The organism is Wujia chipingensis, from assembly GCF_014337155.1.
Lineage (GTDB): Bacteria > Bacillota > Clostridia > Lachnospirales > Lachnospiraceae > Coprococcus_C > Coprococcus_C hominis.
This window is the reverse complement of sequence record NZ_CP060632.1, coordinates 2,272,230-2,290,112: the sequence shown is the minus strand read 5'-3', so window position 1 is coordinate 2,290,112 and position 17,883 is coordinate 2,272,230. Positions and strand designations below refer to the sequence as shown.

Here is a 17,883-nt window from a genome sequence, read left to right as displayed (position 1 = left end):
GTTGTATTAAAGTGTATAGCCGTTTTTCTCCAGCAATGCGCGGGCAGTATCGACGGAATCAACTCCTGTGCTGTTCTTGACTGGCGCAAATTCATGCTCGCGGTCGACCTCGAAGATCAGACAGTCGTCCATCTCGTGGATCAGATCGAGAGCCAATGTCTCAAATTTAAATGCATTTGGCTCTGCCGGGGTAACCGGATTACCGGATTCGTCCACGTAAGGAACCTTTTTCTTTACTATATGCAACGGCATGGATTTATCCAAAGTTTCCTTCAATCTCTGGATTGGGAACAGATAGTTCAGGATAGCTCCAAATCCGTAGGCAAGACTGCCATCTGGCAGACGCTTGTTCAACATATCATCAGTCATTTCGTAATACTCGATAATATGTGGCTTGCCATCTTCCTTGCACATGACACCAACTTTTTCTTCCGGACACGCTTTGCGGACAACCTTTGCTCCACTCATCTTTCCACTGTCGATGGTTGCACCTAAGAATACCGGATCGGCAATCCGCTGCAATACATTGTCCACAGAAAATACATTGATCCATTCCAGATTGGATTCAAAAATTCCTTCCAGAAGTCCAGCTTTGTGCATAGAAGAGAACCAACCGCCGTTTCCGTTTGGAGACAGGGCAAGCTCGTATTTGGATTTCAACAGAATCTTTCCGTTAAAGTCCGTAGCCGGGTTCAATTCCTGTACAAAGAAATGTACATAAGCTGGGTTATAACCAAAATAATCATGTGCTTCAAAGAAAGTCACAGTATCCTGATAGTTAATGTTGCTCGTCATAATATAAAGCGGAATCCATGCATCTGCAGCATGCACGATGTCTAACGTGTGCTCAATCAAAAGCTGGAAGATGTAGAGTTCCTTTGTAATACCAACATTGAAACAGCCCTTTGGTTTGTCGAAACCAAGACGAGTGCCCTGTCCTCCGGCGAGAAGCAAAAGGCAAAGCTTTCCTTCCTTGATTGCCTGCAAGCCGATAGAACGATAACGTTCCGAATCTGCCTGGATCTTATCCAGATGCAGTGCATCGATCTCCTCAATCATGGTATCTTCTTTTTTCTTGTCGTTGTGAAATGCCTGTTCAAATCCCCAGTCAACTGCATCAATCTGTGAAAATAAGATTTGCTTTTCATCATCATTTAACTGGTCGAGAAAGCGTAATAGATGTACCTGTTGCTTCCCCTCCAATATGTTCTTTCGTTCCTTAAAATTCATATATTCAAATAAATTCCTTCCATAATATAGTAGTCAAAATTTAATTTAGTATAGCATAGGCATACTTTGTTTACAACAGTCAAAATATGAAAGTTTTTTGAAAAATTAGCAAATAAGGAAAAAGAATATTGTAATTTTATGAAGAATCATGTATGATAGGTAAATAGTTTGGTTTAGAAAAAACACAAAGATGGAAGGATAAGAATATGAGCAGGAAAAAGGCAGGCATGAGTGCAAATGCCAAATGGGGAATTGCATTTCTGATTGAAATCGTTGTTATGTTTTTTATGGTTGTCGGATATTTATTCTTTTATGCAAATCGAAAATTAGACAACATTAACCGCCCGACAAATTGGGATGACAGTAAAGAAAATTTGGATATTAATGAAGATGCGAATGAGGCACAGAAGGGATATCGGACAATTGCATTGTTTGGTATCGACTCTAGAAGCACAACTTCCATGGCGGAAGGAAACCGAAGTGACTCTATCATTATCGCAAGTATTAACAATGATACAAAGGAAGTAAAGCTTGCTTCAGTATATCGTGATTCCCTGCTTCAGGTAGATTATGATGGCGGTATCACGACGAAGATTACACATGCATATGCATATGGTGGTCCAGAGATGGCAGTCCGTGCATTGAATGCAAACCTGGATTTAGAGATTACAGATTTCGTAACGGTTAACTTTACAGCGTTGGCACAGGCGATTGATGATCTGGGTGGAATTACGATCGATGTCCGTGAAGCAGAGCTTGAGATGCTGAATGCATGTATTACAGAGCAGATTGGTATTTCCGGCGAATATTCTGATGGTGTATTTTCAGCAGGTACACAGTTGCTGAATGGTACACAGGCAACTGGCTGGGCACGTATCCGTAGTACAGATCAGGGAGATATCACCCGTACAGAGAGACAGAGAACCGTTATTGCGAAGATGATTCAGAAGGCAAAGAGTTCCGATTTGTCAACCATCAATGATATTATTGATGATGTATTCCCAAACATTTATACAAGCTTGACAAAGAAAGAGCTGATGAGTCTTGCAAAGGATATGTTTGATTATAACCTTGGAGATACAATCGGATTCCCGATGGCATATGCACCAGTCACAACAGATGCAAAGGGTGCCGTACTTGTTCCTGCAGATCTGACAACGAATGTATCCGCATTGCATGAGTTCCTGTTCGGAACACAGGATTACACGCCGACCTCTAAAGTACAAGGCATTAGTTCTTCCCTTCAGAGTGAGACGGGAGTTGGAGCACAGGAGATTGATTTGAATATCTTCAATCCGCCGACCGAATAAAGTTATTATTTTGAAACGTATTATATATAGAAGAAACGCATTTTTTACAGAATACTGTGAGGGATGCGTTTCTTTTTTGTATAAGTGATTATTCAGAAGTGCATGTATTCTGAAATGATAGTGAAAAAACTTTGTGAAAATATGGATTTGCTTGTTATTTTCCACAAAAATACAAAAAATGGTTTACATTTCGAATAAAGTGTTGTATTATAGGCGCATGAGTTGAGAAAACAAAGTGAAAAATATGTTTTACTTGATTTTCGCCAGCACAAGATTTTTTCGAGAAAGGAAAGACAAGCATGACGCAGATAAGAGATGAAAGAGCGCATATCGCAGAACAGGGCATGTATGATAGCAGCTTTGAACATGATAACTGCGGTATTGGTGCAGTAGTAAACATTAAGGGTATTAAGACACACAAGACAGTCAGCGATGCACTTCGGATTGTGGAGAATCTGGAACATCGTGCCGGTAAGGATGCAGAAGGAAAGACCGGTGACGGTGTTGGTATATTGCTTCAGATCTCACACAAGTTCTTCAAGAAGGCAGCAAAGGAGCTTGGCGTGGAGCTTGGAGAGGAACGTGATTATGGTATTGGTATGTTCTTCTTCCCACAGAATGAGCTTCAGCGTAAGCAGGCAATGAAGATGTTCGAGATCATCGTGGAGAAGGAAGGACTGGAATTCCTCTGCTGGAGAAAAGTTCCGACGAATCCGGGAATCCTTGGACATAAGGCTGTCGCTGTTATGCCATATATTATGCAGGCATTTGTGAAGCGTCCAAAGAACGTGGAGCGTGGACTTGATTTTGACCGGAAGCTGTTCGTAGTACGCCGAGTATTTGAGCAGTCAAATGAGGATACGTATGTTCCATCTCTTTCAAGTCGTACGATCGTATATAAAGGAATGTTTCTGGTAGGCGAGCTTCGCTTGTTCTATCAGGATCTGCAGGATGAGGATTATGAGTCAGCCATTGGTCTGGTACATTCCAGATTCTCAACGAACACAACACCGAGCTGGCTGCGTGCGCATCCATATCGTTTCCTTGTTCACAATGGTGAGATCAATACAATCCGTGGTAACGAAGACCGTATGATTGCCCGTGAGGAGACAATGGATTCCGAGTATTTCAAAGGAGAGTTCCACAAGATTACACCAGTACTTGATCCGGATGGTTCCGATTCTGCAAGACTGGACAATGCGCTGGAGTTCTTCGTTATGAACGGAATGCCGCTTCCACTTGCAGTTATGATCCTGATTCCGGAGCCTTGGGATTCCAATAAATATATGCCGAAGGCAAAGCGTGATTTCTATCAGTATTACGCAACGATGATGGAGCCTTGGGATGGACCAGCATCCATGCTCTTTACCGATGGCGATTACATGGGAGCCGTGCTTGACCGTAACGGACTTCGTCCTTCCCGTTATTATATTACCGATGATGATTATCTGATTCTTTCTTCCGAGGTCGGTGTTTTGGATATTGAGCCGGAACATGTAGTGATGAAGGATCGTTTACGTCCGGGTAAGATGCTTCTCGTCGATACGAAGGCAGGAAAGCTGATCTCGGATGATGAGCTGAAAAATCAGTATGCAAATGCACAGCCATATGGTGAATGGCTCGACAGCAATCTGACATATCTGACCGATATTCCAATTCCAAATGAGCGTGTGCCGGAGCTTTCCAACGAGGAGAGAAGCCGTCTGCAGAAAGCATTTGGTTATACCTACGAGGAGTTTAAGACAGCAATTCTTCCAATGGCACAGAATGGAGCAGAGGCGATCGCAGCAATGGGTGATGATACCCCGCTTGCGGTGCTTTCCAACCAAAAGCTTCCGTTGTTTAACTATTTCCATCAGTTGTTTGCGCAGGTAACGAACCCGCCAATCGATGCGATCCGTGAGGAGATCGTCACATCGACGACGGTTTACCTTGGACGTGATGGTAATATCCTCGAAGAGAAACCGGAGAACTGCCGCGTGCTTCGCATCAACAATCCGATTCTGACGAATACGGATATGTTGAAGATCAAGAATCTGAATACAGAGAACTTGAAGGCAGCCGTTGTGCCAATTACTTATTATAAGAATACATCCTTAGAGAAGGCAATCGACCGTATCTTCGTCGAGGCAGATAAGTTCTTCCGTGATGGAGCCAATATCCTGATCTTATCGGATCGTGGTGTCGATGAGAACCACGTAGCGATTCCGTCTCTGCTTGCGGTATCTGCGATGCAGCAGCATCTGGTCCGCACGAAGAAGCGTACTTCGGTAGCTTTGGTCATCGAGAGTGCAGAGCCACGTGAGGTACATCATTTTGCAACGTTGCTTGGTTATGGTGCTTGTGCAATCAACCCATATCTGGCAATCGATACGATCAAGGACATGGTTGATACGCATTTCCTGAACAAGGATTTCTATGCGGCAGTCAATGATTACAACAGCGCAGTCCTGCATGGTATCGTAAAGATCGCATCGAAGATGGGTATTTCTACGGTGCAGTCTTATCAGGGGTCACAGATCTTCGAGGCAGTCGGACTGTCCGAGGAATTTGTAAAGAAATATTTCACGAACACGGTAAGCCGTGTCGGTGGTATCGGAATTAAAGATATCCAGCGCCATGTGGAGGAACTGCATAATTCTGCATTTGATCCACTTGGATTGTATACGAACCTGAGTCTGGAGAGTATCGGAAGCCACAAGATGCGAAGCGGGAAAGAGGAGCATCTGTATAATCCGAACACGATTCATCTTCTGCAGCAGGCAACATGGACAGACAACTATGATCTGTTCAAACAGTATTCTGCAGCGATTGATGATGAAGAAAAAGCGTTCCATCTGCGTGGACTGATGGAGTTTAATTATCCGGAAAATGGTGGAATCCCGATCGATCAGGTAGAGCCGGTTGATTCCATTGTAAAGAGATTTAAAACAGGTGCCATGTCTTATGGATCCATTTCGCAGGAGGCACATGAGTGTATGGCAATCGCCATGAACCGTCTCGGCGGCAAGTCCAATTCCGGTGAGGGTGGCGAGAGCTTGGAACGTATGCGTGGAAGCAAGGACGGCGTGAATCGTTGTTCTGCGATTAAACAGGTTGCTTCCGGTCGATTCGGTGTTACATCCGAATATCTGACAAGTGCGAAAGAGATTCAGATTAAGATGGCACAGGGTGCGAAGCCGGGTGAAGGTGGACATCTGCCGGGCGGAAAGGTATATCCTTGGATCGCCAAGACCAGACATTCAACGCCGGGCGTAGGTCTGATCTCACCACCGCCACATCACGATATCTATTCGATCGAGGATCTGGCACAGTTGATCTATGATTGTAAAAATGCAAATACAGATGCACGTATCTCCGTAAAGCTTGTATCCGAAGCTGGTGTCGGCACGATTGCTGCTGGTGTTGCAAAGGCGGGCGCACAGGTTATTCTGATCTCCGGTTATGATGGTGGTACGGGCGCTGCTCCGGCAAATTCCATCCATCATGCAGGACTTCCTTGGGAGCTTGGTCTGGCTGAGACACACCAGACGCTTATTATGAACGATCTTCGTAACAAGGTAATTCTTGAGACCGATGGTAAGCTGATGACCGGCCGTGATATTGCAATCGCGGCAATCCTTGGTGCGGAGGAGTTCGGATTTGCGACAGCACCGCTTGTAACAATGGGCTGTGTCATGATGCGTGTATGTAATCTGGATACCTGTCCGGTCGGCGTGGCTACACAGAACCCGGAGCTTCGCAAACGGTTCAAGGGTAAGCCGGAATATGTCATGAATTTCATGCGGTTTGCAGCACAGGAGCTTCGTGAATATATGGCAAAGCTTGGCGTGCGTACGGTGGATGAGCTGGTAGGAAGAACAGACCTGATCAAGGCCGGCAAGATGGCTGAGGAATATAATGTTGATCTGTCCCGTATCATAGACAATCCGTTTGCGAATGATGCACAGAGTAAGATCAGCTATGCAAATAAGAATCCTTATAACTTCGAACTTGAGAAGACGGTCGATGAGACGGTTCTTATGAAGAAGCTTGGACCTGCGCTTGAGAAGAAGCAGAAGAAGACCATCGAGATCGATGTATCGAATATCAATCGTTCACTCGGTACGATCTTTGGTTCTGAGATTACGAAGAAATATGGAACAACTCTGGATGAGGATACATTTGTTGTCAAATGCCACGGCAGCGGTGGACAGAGTTTCGGTGCATTTATCCCGAAGGGACTCACACTGGAACTGGTTGGCGACAGCAACGATTATATCGGTAAGGGACTTTCCGGTGGTAAGATCATCGTCTACCCGCAGGATGGTATCCGCTATGATGCATCCGAGAATATCATCGTCGGAAATGTTGCGCTCTATGGAGCAACTTCCGGTAAGGCATTCATCAACGGTGTTGCCGGTGAGCGTTTTGCTGTTCGTAACTCCGGTGCAACGGCAGTTGTGGAGGGCGTCGGCGAGCATGGCTGCGAGTACATGACAGGTGGCCGTGTCGTGATCCTTGGACCAACCGGCAAGAACTTCGCGGCTGGTATGAGCGGCGGTATCGCATATGTACTTGATATGGACAGCGACCTTTACATGAAGCTCAACAAGCAGATGGTCGAGGTTGAGTCTGTCGTTGATAAATACGATGTTATGGAATTAAAGGACATGATCGTGGAGCATGTTCAGTGTACGAATTCCAAGCGCGGCAAGGAAGTACTCGAGCATTTCGAGGAGTACCTGCCGAAATTTAAGAAGATTATCCCACATGATTACAAGAAGATGATGTCGACGATCGGTCAGATGGAGGTCAAGGGACTTTCCAGCGAGCAGGCGTTGATCGAAGCATTCTATGCAATCAAGAATCATTAAGAGAGAGGAGCGTATGACTTATGGGAAAAAGTACAGGATTTATGGAGTATGAAAGACAGACCAGCAAGGAAGTACCACCTCTTGAGCGTATAAAGAATTTTAACGAGTTTCACGAGCCGCTTTCGATGGAAGAACAGCGCAAACAGGCGGCACGTTGTATGGACTGTGGTGTGCCGTTTTGCCAGTATGGCAAGATGATTGCCGGTATGGCGTCCGGTTGTCCGCTAAATAACCTCGTGCCGGAGTGGAATGATAATGTGTATACAGGAAATATGGAGATGGCGTATAAGCGCCTCTCCAAGACGAATAACTTCCCGGAATTTACAAGCCGTGTCTGCCCGGCACTCTGCGAGGCAGCATGTACCTGTAATATCAACGGAGATCCAGTCTGCACGAAGGAAAATGAGCGGAGCATTATCGAAAATGCTTACGAGAAGGGCTATGTGAACTGTGAGCCGCCAAAAGTACGGAGTGGAAAGCGTGTTGCCATCGTTGGTTCGGGTCCATCCGGTCTTGCAGCCGCCGATCAGTTGAACCGCAGAGGACATCAGGTAACGGTATTTGAGCGTAGTGACCGTCTCGGTGGACTTCTGATGTATGGTATTCCGAACATGAAGCTGGAGAAGCAGATTATCGACCGTAAGATCGACTGTCTGAAGAAGACGGGCATCGAGTTCGTGACCGGAACAGAAATTGCAAATGGAAAGAACAACCAGAATCCGGCAGTTGCCAAGGGTGATGAGATGGCAGGTTATCTGACCGATGCCAAGGTGAAGAACGTAAAGGCGGAGAAGCTGTTGGAGGAATACGATGCCGTTGTCCTTGCGTGTGGCGCATCAAATCCACGTGATATCAAGGTAACCGGACGTGACGCAAAGGGAATCTATTTCGCAGTTGACTTCTTAAAGACAACAACGAGAAGTCTGCTCAATTCAAATTTTGCAGATGGAAAATATGTCAGTGCCAAGGGTAAAAAGGTGCTTGTCATCGGTGGTGGTGATACTGGAAATGACTGTGTCGGAACATCCATCCGCCAGGGTGCGGTTGCTGTGACACAGCTGGAGATGATGCCGAAGCTTCCAGAGACACGTGCAGCAAATAACCCATGGCCAGAGTGGCCGAGAGTCCTGAAGACGGATTACGGTCAGCAGGAGGCAATCGCGAAGTTTGGACACGATCCACGTATCTATGAGACAACCGTAAAAGAGATCGTGAAGAACAAGGATGGTCAGGTCTGTGCAGCAAAATGTGTGAAGCTTGCATGGGAGAAGGATCCAGAGACTGGACGTATGAACATGAAGGAAATCCCGGACAGCGAGTACACGATCGAGTGTGATCTGATTTTGATTGCAGCCGGATTCCTCGGTACACAGAAATATGTGGCAGATGCGTTCGGTGTGAAGCTGAATGCGCGCACGAATGTGGAGACAGCTCCGGGCGAGCACAAGACGAATGTGGACAAGGTGTACACATGTGGCGATATGCACCGTGGACAGTCGCTGGTTGTATGGGCGATCCGCGAGGGACGTGACGCAGCGAAGGAAGTTGACACATTCCTCAACGGCTACTCAAATGATTTCTAGAGGCATGTTTGCCAACCTATGAAAATTTAATAAGAATTGCACACAGTAATATAAAGCCATCTACAGACGCGCTTTCGCTCACTTCCGCACATAACAGACACTAAGCTCTGGAGAAACAATTTTTAAAATTGTCCCTCCAATCGCTAAGTGCTGATGTGCTCCAATGGTCTGTTGATGGCTTATATTATGTGTGCAATTCATGTTACCGTATTGAAGTTGGCAAACATGCATGAACACATTCTCATTTATGATTGTGCGGACACGCCAATTCCATTTTAATGTATTGAACTTCGGGTTTTACTTCCCATAAACCTTCGTCAGATGCGAAACATCCAAATAGTCCGCGATGCCATCCGCGTAGTCCGTTGGAACTTCCCCAGCGACGAGCGGTTTCAGATACGCAATCATTTCTGCGGTCACGTCGTGGTGGTCAGGCGTGATCCAGGAGACAGGCACTTCCTTTGCCTGATTTGCAACTTCACTGACCGGAGTATTGGAAAGCTCGTAGGTGTATGGAGCATTCGACAGACGATGCAGACTTACCATCTGTGCGCTTTCTCCATTCTTGGCAAGGACAACTGCATGTTTGCCAGAGAGGAAAGATTCTGTTAAGTCTGTCATGCTTGCCATATGTCCGGCACAACGCTGCAGAACATTGACTTCGACGGAACGAACCTTGATGCCGAGCTTTTCCTTTACAAGGTATTCCAGTGTCTTTCCGGCACCGCTCAACTGTGCATGTCCGAACTTGTCAGCGGCAGCATTGGTAGCAGAGATGTAGTTGCCGTCCTTGTCGCGGATACCTTCAGAGACAGCGACGATGACATTCTTGTATTTCTTTACCATTTCCTTTAAGTCTGTGATGAACTGCTCCTTGTCGAAGGCAACCTCCGGCAGGTAGATCAGATGTGGTGCAAGGCTGAATTCATTTCTTGCAAGCACAGAAGCAGCAGTCAACCAGCCGGCATCCCGTCCCATGATCTCGATGATATTGACACTTTCCAGATCGTAAATATAGGTGTCATAGGCAATCTCACGGATGGAACTTGCAATGTATTTGGCAGCAGAGCCAAAGCCTGGTGTATGGTCTGTCATGATCAGATCGTTGTCGATCGTCTTTGGCACACCGATGATGCGGATATCATTGCCGATGGAAGCCGCGTAAGCAGAGAGCTTGGCAACCGTATCCATGGAATCGTTTCCGCCGATATAGAAGAATGCACCGATGTTCATTTCCTCAAAGATGGAGAAGATTTCTTCGTACATAGAAACGTCGTCCTTCATATCTGGCAGCTTGAACCGGCAGGAACCGAGGTACATGGCTGGTGTACGTGCAAGCTTCTGGATGAATGCGTCATCCTTGTCTGACAAATCCAGAAAATGTTTCTTCAGCACGCCCTGAATTCCGTGAATCGCACCATAAATTTTATCATATATTCCAAAATCTCTGGCAGCGGCAACAACGCCGGCAAGAGATGCATTGATAGCGGCTGTTGGTCCGCCAGACTGTGCAACGATACAGTTTTTACTCATGATAACTCCTTATTCTACTTTAAATATAATCATTTGGTATCAGACGTAAAGAATGATTTCGATTATAGTTGATTTACGCCATACAAAATTATATTAGCATATTCATACAGGGATAGCAAACCTAAAATCCGCGAATCTATGCATCGTCGAAAAGTGATAAAAAATTCTAAAAAAAACGAGAAATCCAAAAAATTTTATATAATATTCAAAAATTTTCAATTTCAATCAAATCTGATCTTATGTATTATAATGACATAAACAAAAGAAGAGAACTTCAAAAAAAGAAGTTACCCCCCTCTCCCCCCTTTTTATGTGACAAAGCTGCGTGATCCATTCTCTCCCCTCTTTTTGGATTTCGCAGCTTTGTGTATAGTTAGACATAATTCGGGATGGGGTGGAAAGCATTTGCCCAATGTGGTATATATATGGTAGAATATGAGATGTTGGAGAATTCCAGCGGATATACGGATAAATATAAAATATGTAAAAGCATTACATATAAAGAAGGAATTAAGAAAGGTGGTACGCAGGCTATGAAGATTTTAGTAACAGGTGGCGCCGGATATATCGGAAGCCATACATGTGTGGAGTTGCTTGAGGCAGGCTATGATGTTGTGATCGTCGATAACCTTTACAATGCAAGCGAGAAGGCAGTTGACCGGATCGGACAGATCACAGGCAAGACGCCGACATTTTATGAGGCAGATATCCGGGATTATGAGAAAATGACAGAGATATTTGCTAAGGAACAGCCAGATACCGTGATTCATTTCGCAGGACTGAAGGCAGTTGGTGAATCTGTGCGGAAACCACTGGAATATTATGAGAATAACATCGCAGGTACATTGAATCTGTGCAAGGTTATGCGTGAGAATGGCTGTAAGAATATTATCTTCTCATCTTCTGCAACTGTGTACGGCAATCCAGCCTTTATCCCTATCACAGAGGAATGTCCAAAGGGCGTTTGTACAAACCCTTATGGCTGGACAAAGCATATGTTAGAGCAGATCCTGACAGATATCCAGTTTGCAGATCCAGAATGGAATGTGATCCTGCTTCGTTACTTCAACCCAATTGGTGCACATAAGAGTGGTCTGATCGGAGAAGATCCAAAGGGTATCCCGAACAACCTGCTTCCATATGTAGCACAGGTAGCAATCGGCAAGCTTCCTTGCGTGGGTGTGTTTGGCAATGATTACGATACACCGGATGGTACAGGTGTCCGTGATTATATCCATGTTGTTGATCTTGCGAAGGGACATGTGGCAGCGATCAATAAGATCAAGGAGAATCCGGGCGTCAAGATTTATAACCTTGGAACAGGAAAGGGATACAGCGTACTTGATGTGATCCATGCGTTTGGCAAGGCGTGCGGCAAGGAGATCCCATATGAGATTAAGCCTCGTCGTGCTGGTGATATTGCAACTTGCTATTCCGATGCAAGCCTTGCAAAGAAGGAGCTTGGATGGGAAGCACAGTATGATATTGATGAGATGTGTGCAGATTCATGGAAGTGGCAGTCTATGAATCCGGATGGCTATAATACACCAGAAAAGTAAAAATTTACTAAAAATATTAAAAAGTAGGAAAGCAACCGTGTTAAGCGGTTGCTTTTTTTGCCTATTCGCGGTACAATTCGTATAATTGTGTGAAAAAATAAGGATTGAATGCCGATATTATAAGTTGGGTTTACTTATATATCGGAGGAATTTGAATGAGAAATAGAACAAACGATAAGAATTAGGGCTTTACATTGAACGCAAAGAACTGTCTGACTGCAGCACAGACAGAGTTCATAGAGTTGTATGCGAAAAATGATACAACAATTATTGGATCCGAAACAAAATAAATTTACTGTAAATGGCGAGCAGATTGATATGCAGTTTTACTTTGTAGCAGCACCAGATAGTAATATGAGTAATAATTGGAATATATTGAAAGATTATTTAAATGTCATGCAATAGTAAAATGAGGGAGATATAGATGGCAGATTTTGCGAAAGAAAATCAATTTACACCCGATCAGCAGGCAGAGATTGATGCAGGCATCAAGGACAACATTGATGTGTCCATCTATGCAAAGCCGGAATTTCTTGCAATTCAGATGCATGAGATTCGGATTGGCCTTGTGGAACAGATACCGGTCTCTTATTATGCGGACAGCCGGTATGATTGGTTTCAGATGGAAGAAATCCGTAAGGGACTGGAGATGTCTTTGGATGTCAGTAAATACGCAGATCCAAATATCTCCTTTGATAGGATGCGTCAGATTCGCAAGGGGCTGGAAGCAGGCATTGATTTATCGGATAAAAAGAATATGGCTGCGGGGGTTCTGCAGCAGTTAAGAAAGGCGACACTGGAGCATATCGATTTATCTGTATATATCAATAACGGGTTTGATGAAGACCAACTGCATCAGATCCGGTTGGCAAAGAAAAATGGTGTAGATATTGATTCCTATGTGATACCGGATTTCCGGGGAATCTCGATTCGTGAGATTCGATTAGGATTGGAGCATCATATTGATGTGTCTGTGTATGCGAGCAGAGAATACACGTGGCAGCAGATGCGTGAGATCCGGTTAGGACTGGAAAAACATTTGGATGTAGAACAATATAAGAATGTGTTATATTCATGGCAGCAGATGCGTGAGATCCGGTATGGACTCGAAGAAGGCATGGACGTCAGCTATTACCGTAGCTTTATGTACACGGCAAAGCTGATGCGGCAGCGCAGACTGGATTTGCTGGAAAAGACGAAAATGCCGATCCAGAATGGAGAAGCAGTGAAGAAACGATTTTCCTGTTTTGATATGTTGCTTAATCAGAGTGGTATGGAGGCAATCGTCATACTTCCAAATCCGGGAGTTCCGATAGCGCAGGATGAGGTGCTTTCGGCGATTAAGGAGGCAGATATCAAAAAAGGTGTTGACTATGCGGTTGTCAAAGCAATCTGCGATGGTACGACAAGTGGCGATATCGTAACACTGGCAAAAGGCGTGATGCCACAGGCAGGCGCAGATGGCTGGTATGAATTCTTCTTTGATACGAATGTAAAATCCAATCCGGTTTTGATGGAAGATGGTTCCGTGGATTATCAGAATGCAAAATGGTTTGAACTGGTGAAGAAAGGGCAGACGGTTGCTGTCTACCATGAAGCACAGGAGGGAACACCGGGTTATACAATTATGGGAGAATCCCTTGCGACAAAGAAGGGTAAGGAGAAGCCAATCCTGACAGGAAGTGGTTTCCAGATATTGGAAGATAAGAAGACATATATTGCGACGGAAAATGGAAAGATTGAGCTGAAAGATAACCGGCTTGTGATCTCCAGCTTATTAGTGTTAGATGATGTGACAAGTGCAACCGGAAATGTTGATTTTGATGGTTCCATCTATGTACGTGGCAATGTTGGACAGGGTGTGAGTATCCATGCGACAAGAGATGTGCTGGTAGATGGATATACCGAATCTTCGGTAATCGAGGCTGGTGGCGATATCATATTGAAAAAGGGTAACAATGCATCCGGACGCGGTTTCCTGCGGGCAAATGGCGATGTGATGGGCATGTTTTTCGAGTCCGCACGCGTATGGGCAGGTGGAAAGGTCAGTGCGAATTATTGTCTGCGGAGTGAGATTCATGCAGGTACCCGGATCGAGATATCAGGACGAAATGGTGTACTTGCTGGAGGACTGGCGCAGGCGCAGAATCTGATACAGGCAACTAACATCGGAAATGAGGCGAGTCTTGCTACACGGCTTGTGCTTGGAAATAAGGACAAAAATGTGCAGATGCAGGTAGACCTGCAGGGTAGGGAGAAAAAGGTTTCACAAGAACTTCGATTATTGCTGAATGCATATCAGGAGTTCCGGAAGAAGTTTGAACCTGTGATACGAAATGTACATCCGACCTATTTAAAACTGGAGGATGCAATTTATACAAAGAAAACAGAATTGGAGGAATTAAAGAAGAGGAAAGACGCAGTGGAGAAAGAACAAAAGAAACAAAAATCTGCGAAGGTAGTCGTTACCGGGAATTTGTATTCCGGTGTCAGCGTGGAGATTAATGGTGTGATTTGGCGTTCAGAACCAATGCGGAACGTGTATCTGGTGAGTAGAGGAAATCGTATCGGATCGTTACGGAATGTGTAAACGAAGGAGAAGCAAATGAGAAATAAAATTTTGATAGTGGATGATGTTGATATAAACCGCGAGATACTGCGTTCAATCCTGGAAGATGAATATACGATTCTGGAAGCTGAAAATGGAAAACAGGCACTTGAGATTGTAGATCAGGAAGCAAAAGATATGGCTGCAATTATGTTGGATCTGGTCATGCCGGAGATGGATGGTACGCAGGTGCTGGAAGAGTTGAACCGACGCGAGGTGATCGGAAAGGTTCCGGTTCTGGTTATCAGTGGAGATCATACGGTGGAGGTACAGAAGAAGTGCTTTGAGCTTGGAATCTCCGATTTTATTGCGAAGCCATTTAACAATGCGATTATTAAGCAGAGAGTTAAAAATACAGCTGAATTTTTTGATTATAAATTAAAGCTGGAAGACAAGGTAGCTGAGCAGACGAACGTATTACGGAAAGCATATCGCACCTTGCAGATCCAGGCAGAATATCTGCAGAAGAAGAATCAGCAGATCATTGAAATGCTTGGTACGGTTGTCGAGTATCGAAGCACAGAAAGTGGAGAGCATATCCAGCGAGTAAAGGGATACACCCGGATTCTTGCAGAGGCAGTGATGGAGGATTATCCAGAATACGAGCTGACAAAGGAGAAGATTGATATCATTGAGTCTGTCAGCGTTTTGCATGATATTGGAAAGATTGCGATTCCAGACCGTATTTTATTGAAGCCGGGCAGACTGACAGCAGAAGAGTTTGAATATATGAAGTCCCATACGATCCGTGGATGTGAACTGCTTGATTCCATCAAGGAGGATTGGAACGATGACACGATGAAATATGCGTATGAGATCTGCCGCCATCATCATGAGCGTTATGATGGTAAGGGATATCCAGATGGTTTAGTTGGTGATGAGATTCCAATCTGTGCCCAGCTTGTATCGGTTGCGGATGTATACGATGCACTTGTCAATGAGCGGTGCTACAAGGATGCGTTTTCAAAGGAAGATGCATATCGGATGATTATCACCGGAGAATGTGGTGTATTTTCACCGAAGCTGATGGAGTCGTTTAGAAAGGTACGTCCAGCATTCGAAAAACTTGCCAATAAGAGTTTCCGAAAATAAGAACATACTTGATAAAAACAAGTAAAATAGCATAAAACACAGAAAAAGAGAAGTGAAAATACGTTTTCACTTCTCTTTTTCTAGTACAACTTAAAAACATGTGGAGATTATACAATCTCACTTTATTATATTAAATAAAAGCTGCATATGTGCTTGATAATCATAAGTAAAACGATTAATTTGCTTGATATAAATATAAATATTGATATTTCGGCTGGAAAAAACTGTTTGACAAATTAATTTTATTAAGTATAATGACAACATGTTGAGTAAGGAAAGCTAGCGGACTTAACAAAAAGAAAGAAACAAAAAGAGGAGGAAATGATTATGACAGAAGAAATTATGAATGCGATTTCAAGTGAAGTCTATGGCGTCTGGTTCTTGATCGGTGCGGCACTGGTGTTCTGGATGCAGGCAGGTTTCGCGATGGTGGAGGCAGGATTTACCAGAGCGAAAAATACTGGTAACATCATCATGAAGAACCTGATGGACTTCTGTATCGGTACCGTGATGTTTATCCTGATCGGTTTCGGTTTGTTCTTAGGTGAGGATGTGGCAGGTATCGTTGGTAAGCCTGGATTTGATATCTTCACAAATTATGCAAATTTTGATTGGTCAAACTTCGTATTTAACTTAGTGTTCTGTGCTACGACAGCAACGATCGTATCCGGAGCGATGGCAGAGAGAACAAAGTTCTTATCCTACTGTGTATATTCCGCAGTAATCTCCGCAGTCATATATCCGATTGAAGCACACTGGACATGGGGCGGCGGCTGGTTGTCTAAGATGGGCTTCCACGATTTCGCCGGTTCCAACTGTATCCACATGGTTGGTGGTATTTGTGCCCTGATCGGTGCAGCAATCCTTGGACCACGTATTGGTAAGTTCAAGAAGCAGAAGGATGGAAGCATCAAGGTTGGTGCATTCCCAGGACATAACTTGGCACTTGGTGCACTTGGTGTATTTATCCTGTGGCTTGGCTGGTATGGATTTAATGGTGCAGCCGCAACATCAGTTCCGCAGCTTGGTGCGATATTCACAACAACAACGATTGCTCCTTCCGTTGCAACAGTCGTATGTATGATCTTTACATGGATCCGTTATGGTAAGCCGGATGTATCTATGTGTCTGAATGCATCTCTGGCAGGTCTGGTAGCGATCACAGCACCATGTGATGTTGCAGATGCGACTGGCGCAATTGTCATCGGTGCGGTATCCGGTGTACTCGTAGTATTTGGTGTATGGCTGCTTGATAACAAACTCCGTGTCGATGATCCGGTTGGTGCCGTAGCCGTTCACATGATGAATGGTATCTGGGGTACGATCGCAGTTGGACTTTTCGCAACAGACAGTACACCTACCTATTCTCTTGCAGATGCAAATGGTGACAAATTACTTGGCCTTTTCTATGGTGGTGGATTCAAGCTCCTTGGTATTCAGTTGACAGGTATGCTTGCAACAGCCGCATGGACAGCCGTTACAATTACAATCACATTCCTGATTATCAAGAAGATCTTCGGTCTGCGTGTATCCGCAGAGGAGGAAATCACAGGTCTGGATGCAACCGAGCATGGCTTGGAGACAGCTTATGCAGGATTCATGACATATGGCGATCACATCAGCAGCGATGGCACGACAACGGTATCAACTCCTGCGATTCCGGAGAATGCAGTCCCTGAGGATGAGGCAGTTCCGGTTCAGGTTATGAGTGGTGGCACAGGTGTTGCTTCGGATGTCAAGCTTACAAAGATTTCTATCATATGTAAGCAGAATAAGTTTGAGGATCTGAAGAATGCTTTGAATGATGCCGGTGTAACAGGTATCACAGTCACTCAGGTACTTGGATGTGGTGCCCAGAAGGGTCAGACAAAGTACTACCGTGGTGTTAAGATGGATATGACATTGCTTCCAAAGGTAAAGGTGGAAGTCGTTGTCAGCAAGGTTCCGGTTGCTACCGTTGTAAAGGCAGCAAAGAAGGCGCTTTATACTGGTAGCATCGGTGATGGCAAGATCTTTGTCTATGGTGTTGAGAATGTAATCAAGGTTCGTACCGGAGAAGAAGGCTACGATGCTTTGCAGGGAGAAAACTAAATCATTTCCTTACATATAAAG

9 protein-coding genes are annotated in these 17,883 nt (G+C 44.6%); 7 read left to right on the top strand and 2 right to left on the bottom strand.

Annotated features, from left to right (window positions below):
- Window positions 1–6: 6 nt before the first annotated feature.
- A complete protein-coding gene (locus tag H9Q76_RS10625) occupies window positions 7–1,230 on the bottom strand; it encodes a UTP--glucose-1-phosphate uridylyltransferase (RefSeq protein ID WP_118734436.1) in 1,224 nt (407 codons plus the stop codon).
- Window positions 1,231–1,436: 206 nt separating this feature from the next.
- Here H9Q76_RS10625 and H9Q76_RS10620 point away from each other — a divergent pair, with 206 nt between their 5' ends.
- The 3 genes from H9Q76_RS10620 (at window position 1,437) to H9Q76_RS10610 (ending at window position 8,979) form a co-directional block, all read left to right on the top strand.
- Window positions 1,437–2,540, top strand: a complete 1,104-nt coding sequence (locus tag H9Q76_RS10620; protein WP_118374077.1) for an LCP family protein — start codon at window positions 1,437–1,439, stop codon at window positions 2,538–2,540.
- Between the two features lie 299 nt (window positions 2,541–2,839).
- Complete coding sequence (gltB, locus tag H9Q76_RS10615; protein ID WP_021985331.1) at window positions 2,840–7,396, top strand: glutamate synthase large subunit; 4,557 nt, start codon at window positions 2,840–2,842, stop codon at window positions 7,394–7,396.
- Window positions 7,397–7,416: 20 nt separating this feature from the next.
- Window positions 7,417–8,979 (top strand): glutamate synthase subunit beta, encoded by a 1,563-nt coding sequence (locus H9Q76_RS10610; RefSeq protein ID WP_118374078.1) that lies wholly within the window; start codon window positions 7,417–7,419, stop codon window positions 8,977–8,979.
- Between the two features lie 297 nt (window positions 8,980–9,276).
- Here the strand turns inward: H9Q76_RS10610 and H9Q76_RS10605 are convergent, their stop codons facing one another.
- Window positions 9,277–10,512, bottom strand: a complete 1,236-nt coding sequence (locus H9Q76_RS10605; protein ID WP_021985329.1) for a 6-phosphofructokinase — start codon at window positions 10,510–10,512, stop codon at window positions 9,277–9,279.
- 533 nt (window positions 10,513–11,045) lie between these two features.
- Between H9Q76_RS10605 and galE the strand changes: the two genes are divergently transcribed.
- From galE to H9Q76_RS10585, 4 genes are all read left to right on the top strand, one after another.
- On the top strand, window positions 11,046–12,071 hold the full coding sequence (gene galE / locus H9Q76_RS10600; protein WP_117780600.1) for a UDP-glucose 4-epimerase GalE: 1,026 nt from the start codon (window positions 11,046–11,048) through the stop codon (window positions 12,069–12,071).
- Between the two features lie 424 nt (window positions 12,072–12,495).
- Entirely contained in the window at window positions 12,496–14,661 is a 2,166-nt protein-coding gene (locus tag H9Q76_RS10595) for a DUF342 domain-containing protein (protein WP_249321071.1), read from the top strand.
- 15 nt (window positions 14,662–14,676) lie between these two features.
- Window positions 14,677–15,771, top strand: coding sequence for an HD domain-containing phosphohydrolase (locus tag H9Q76_RS10590; protein WP_118734433.1), 1,095 nt, complete (start codon window positions 14,677–14,679; stop codon window positions 15,769–15,771).
- A 327-nt stretch (window positions 15,772–16,098) separates the two neighbouring features.
- On the top strand, window positions 16,099–17,862 hold the full coding sequence (locus tag H9Q76_RS10585) for an ammonium transporter (protein WP_118374081.1): 1,764 nt from the start codon (window positions 16,099–16,101) through the stop codon (window positions 17,860–17,862).
- Window positions 17,863–17,883: the final 21 nt, after the last annotated feature.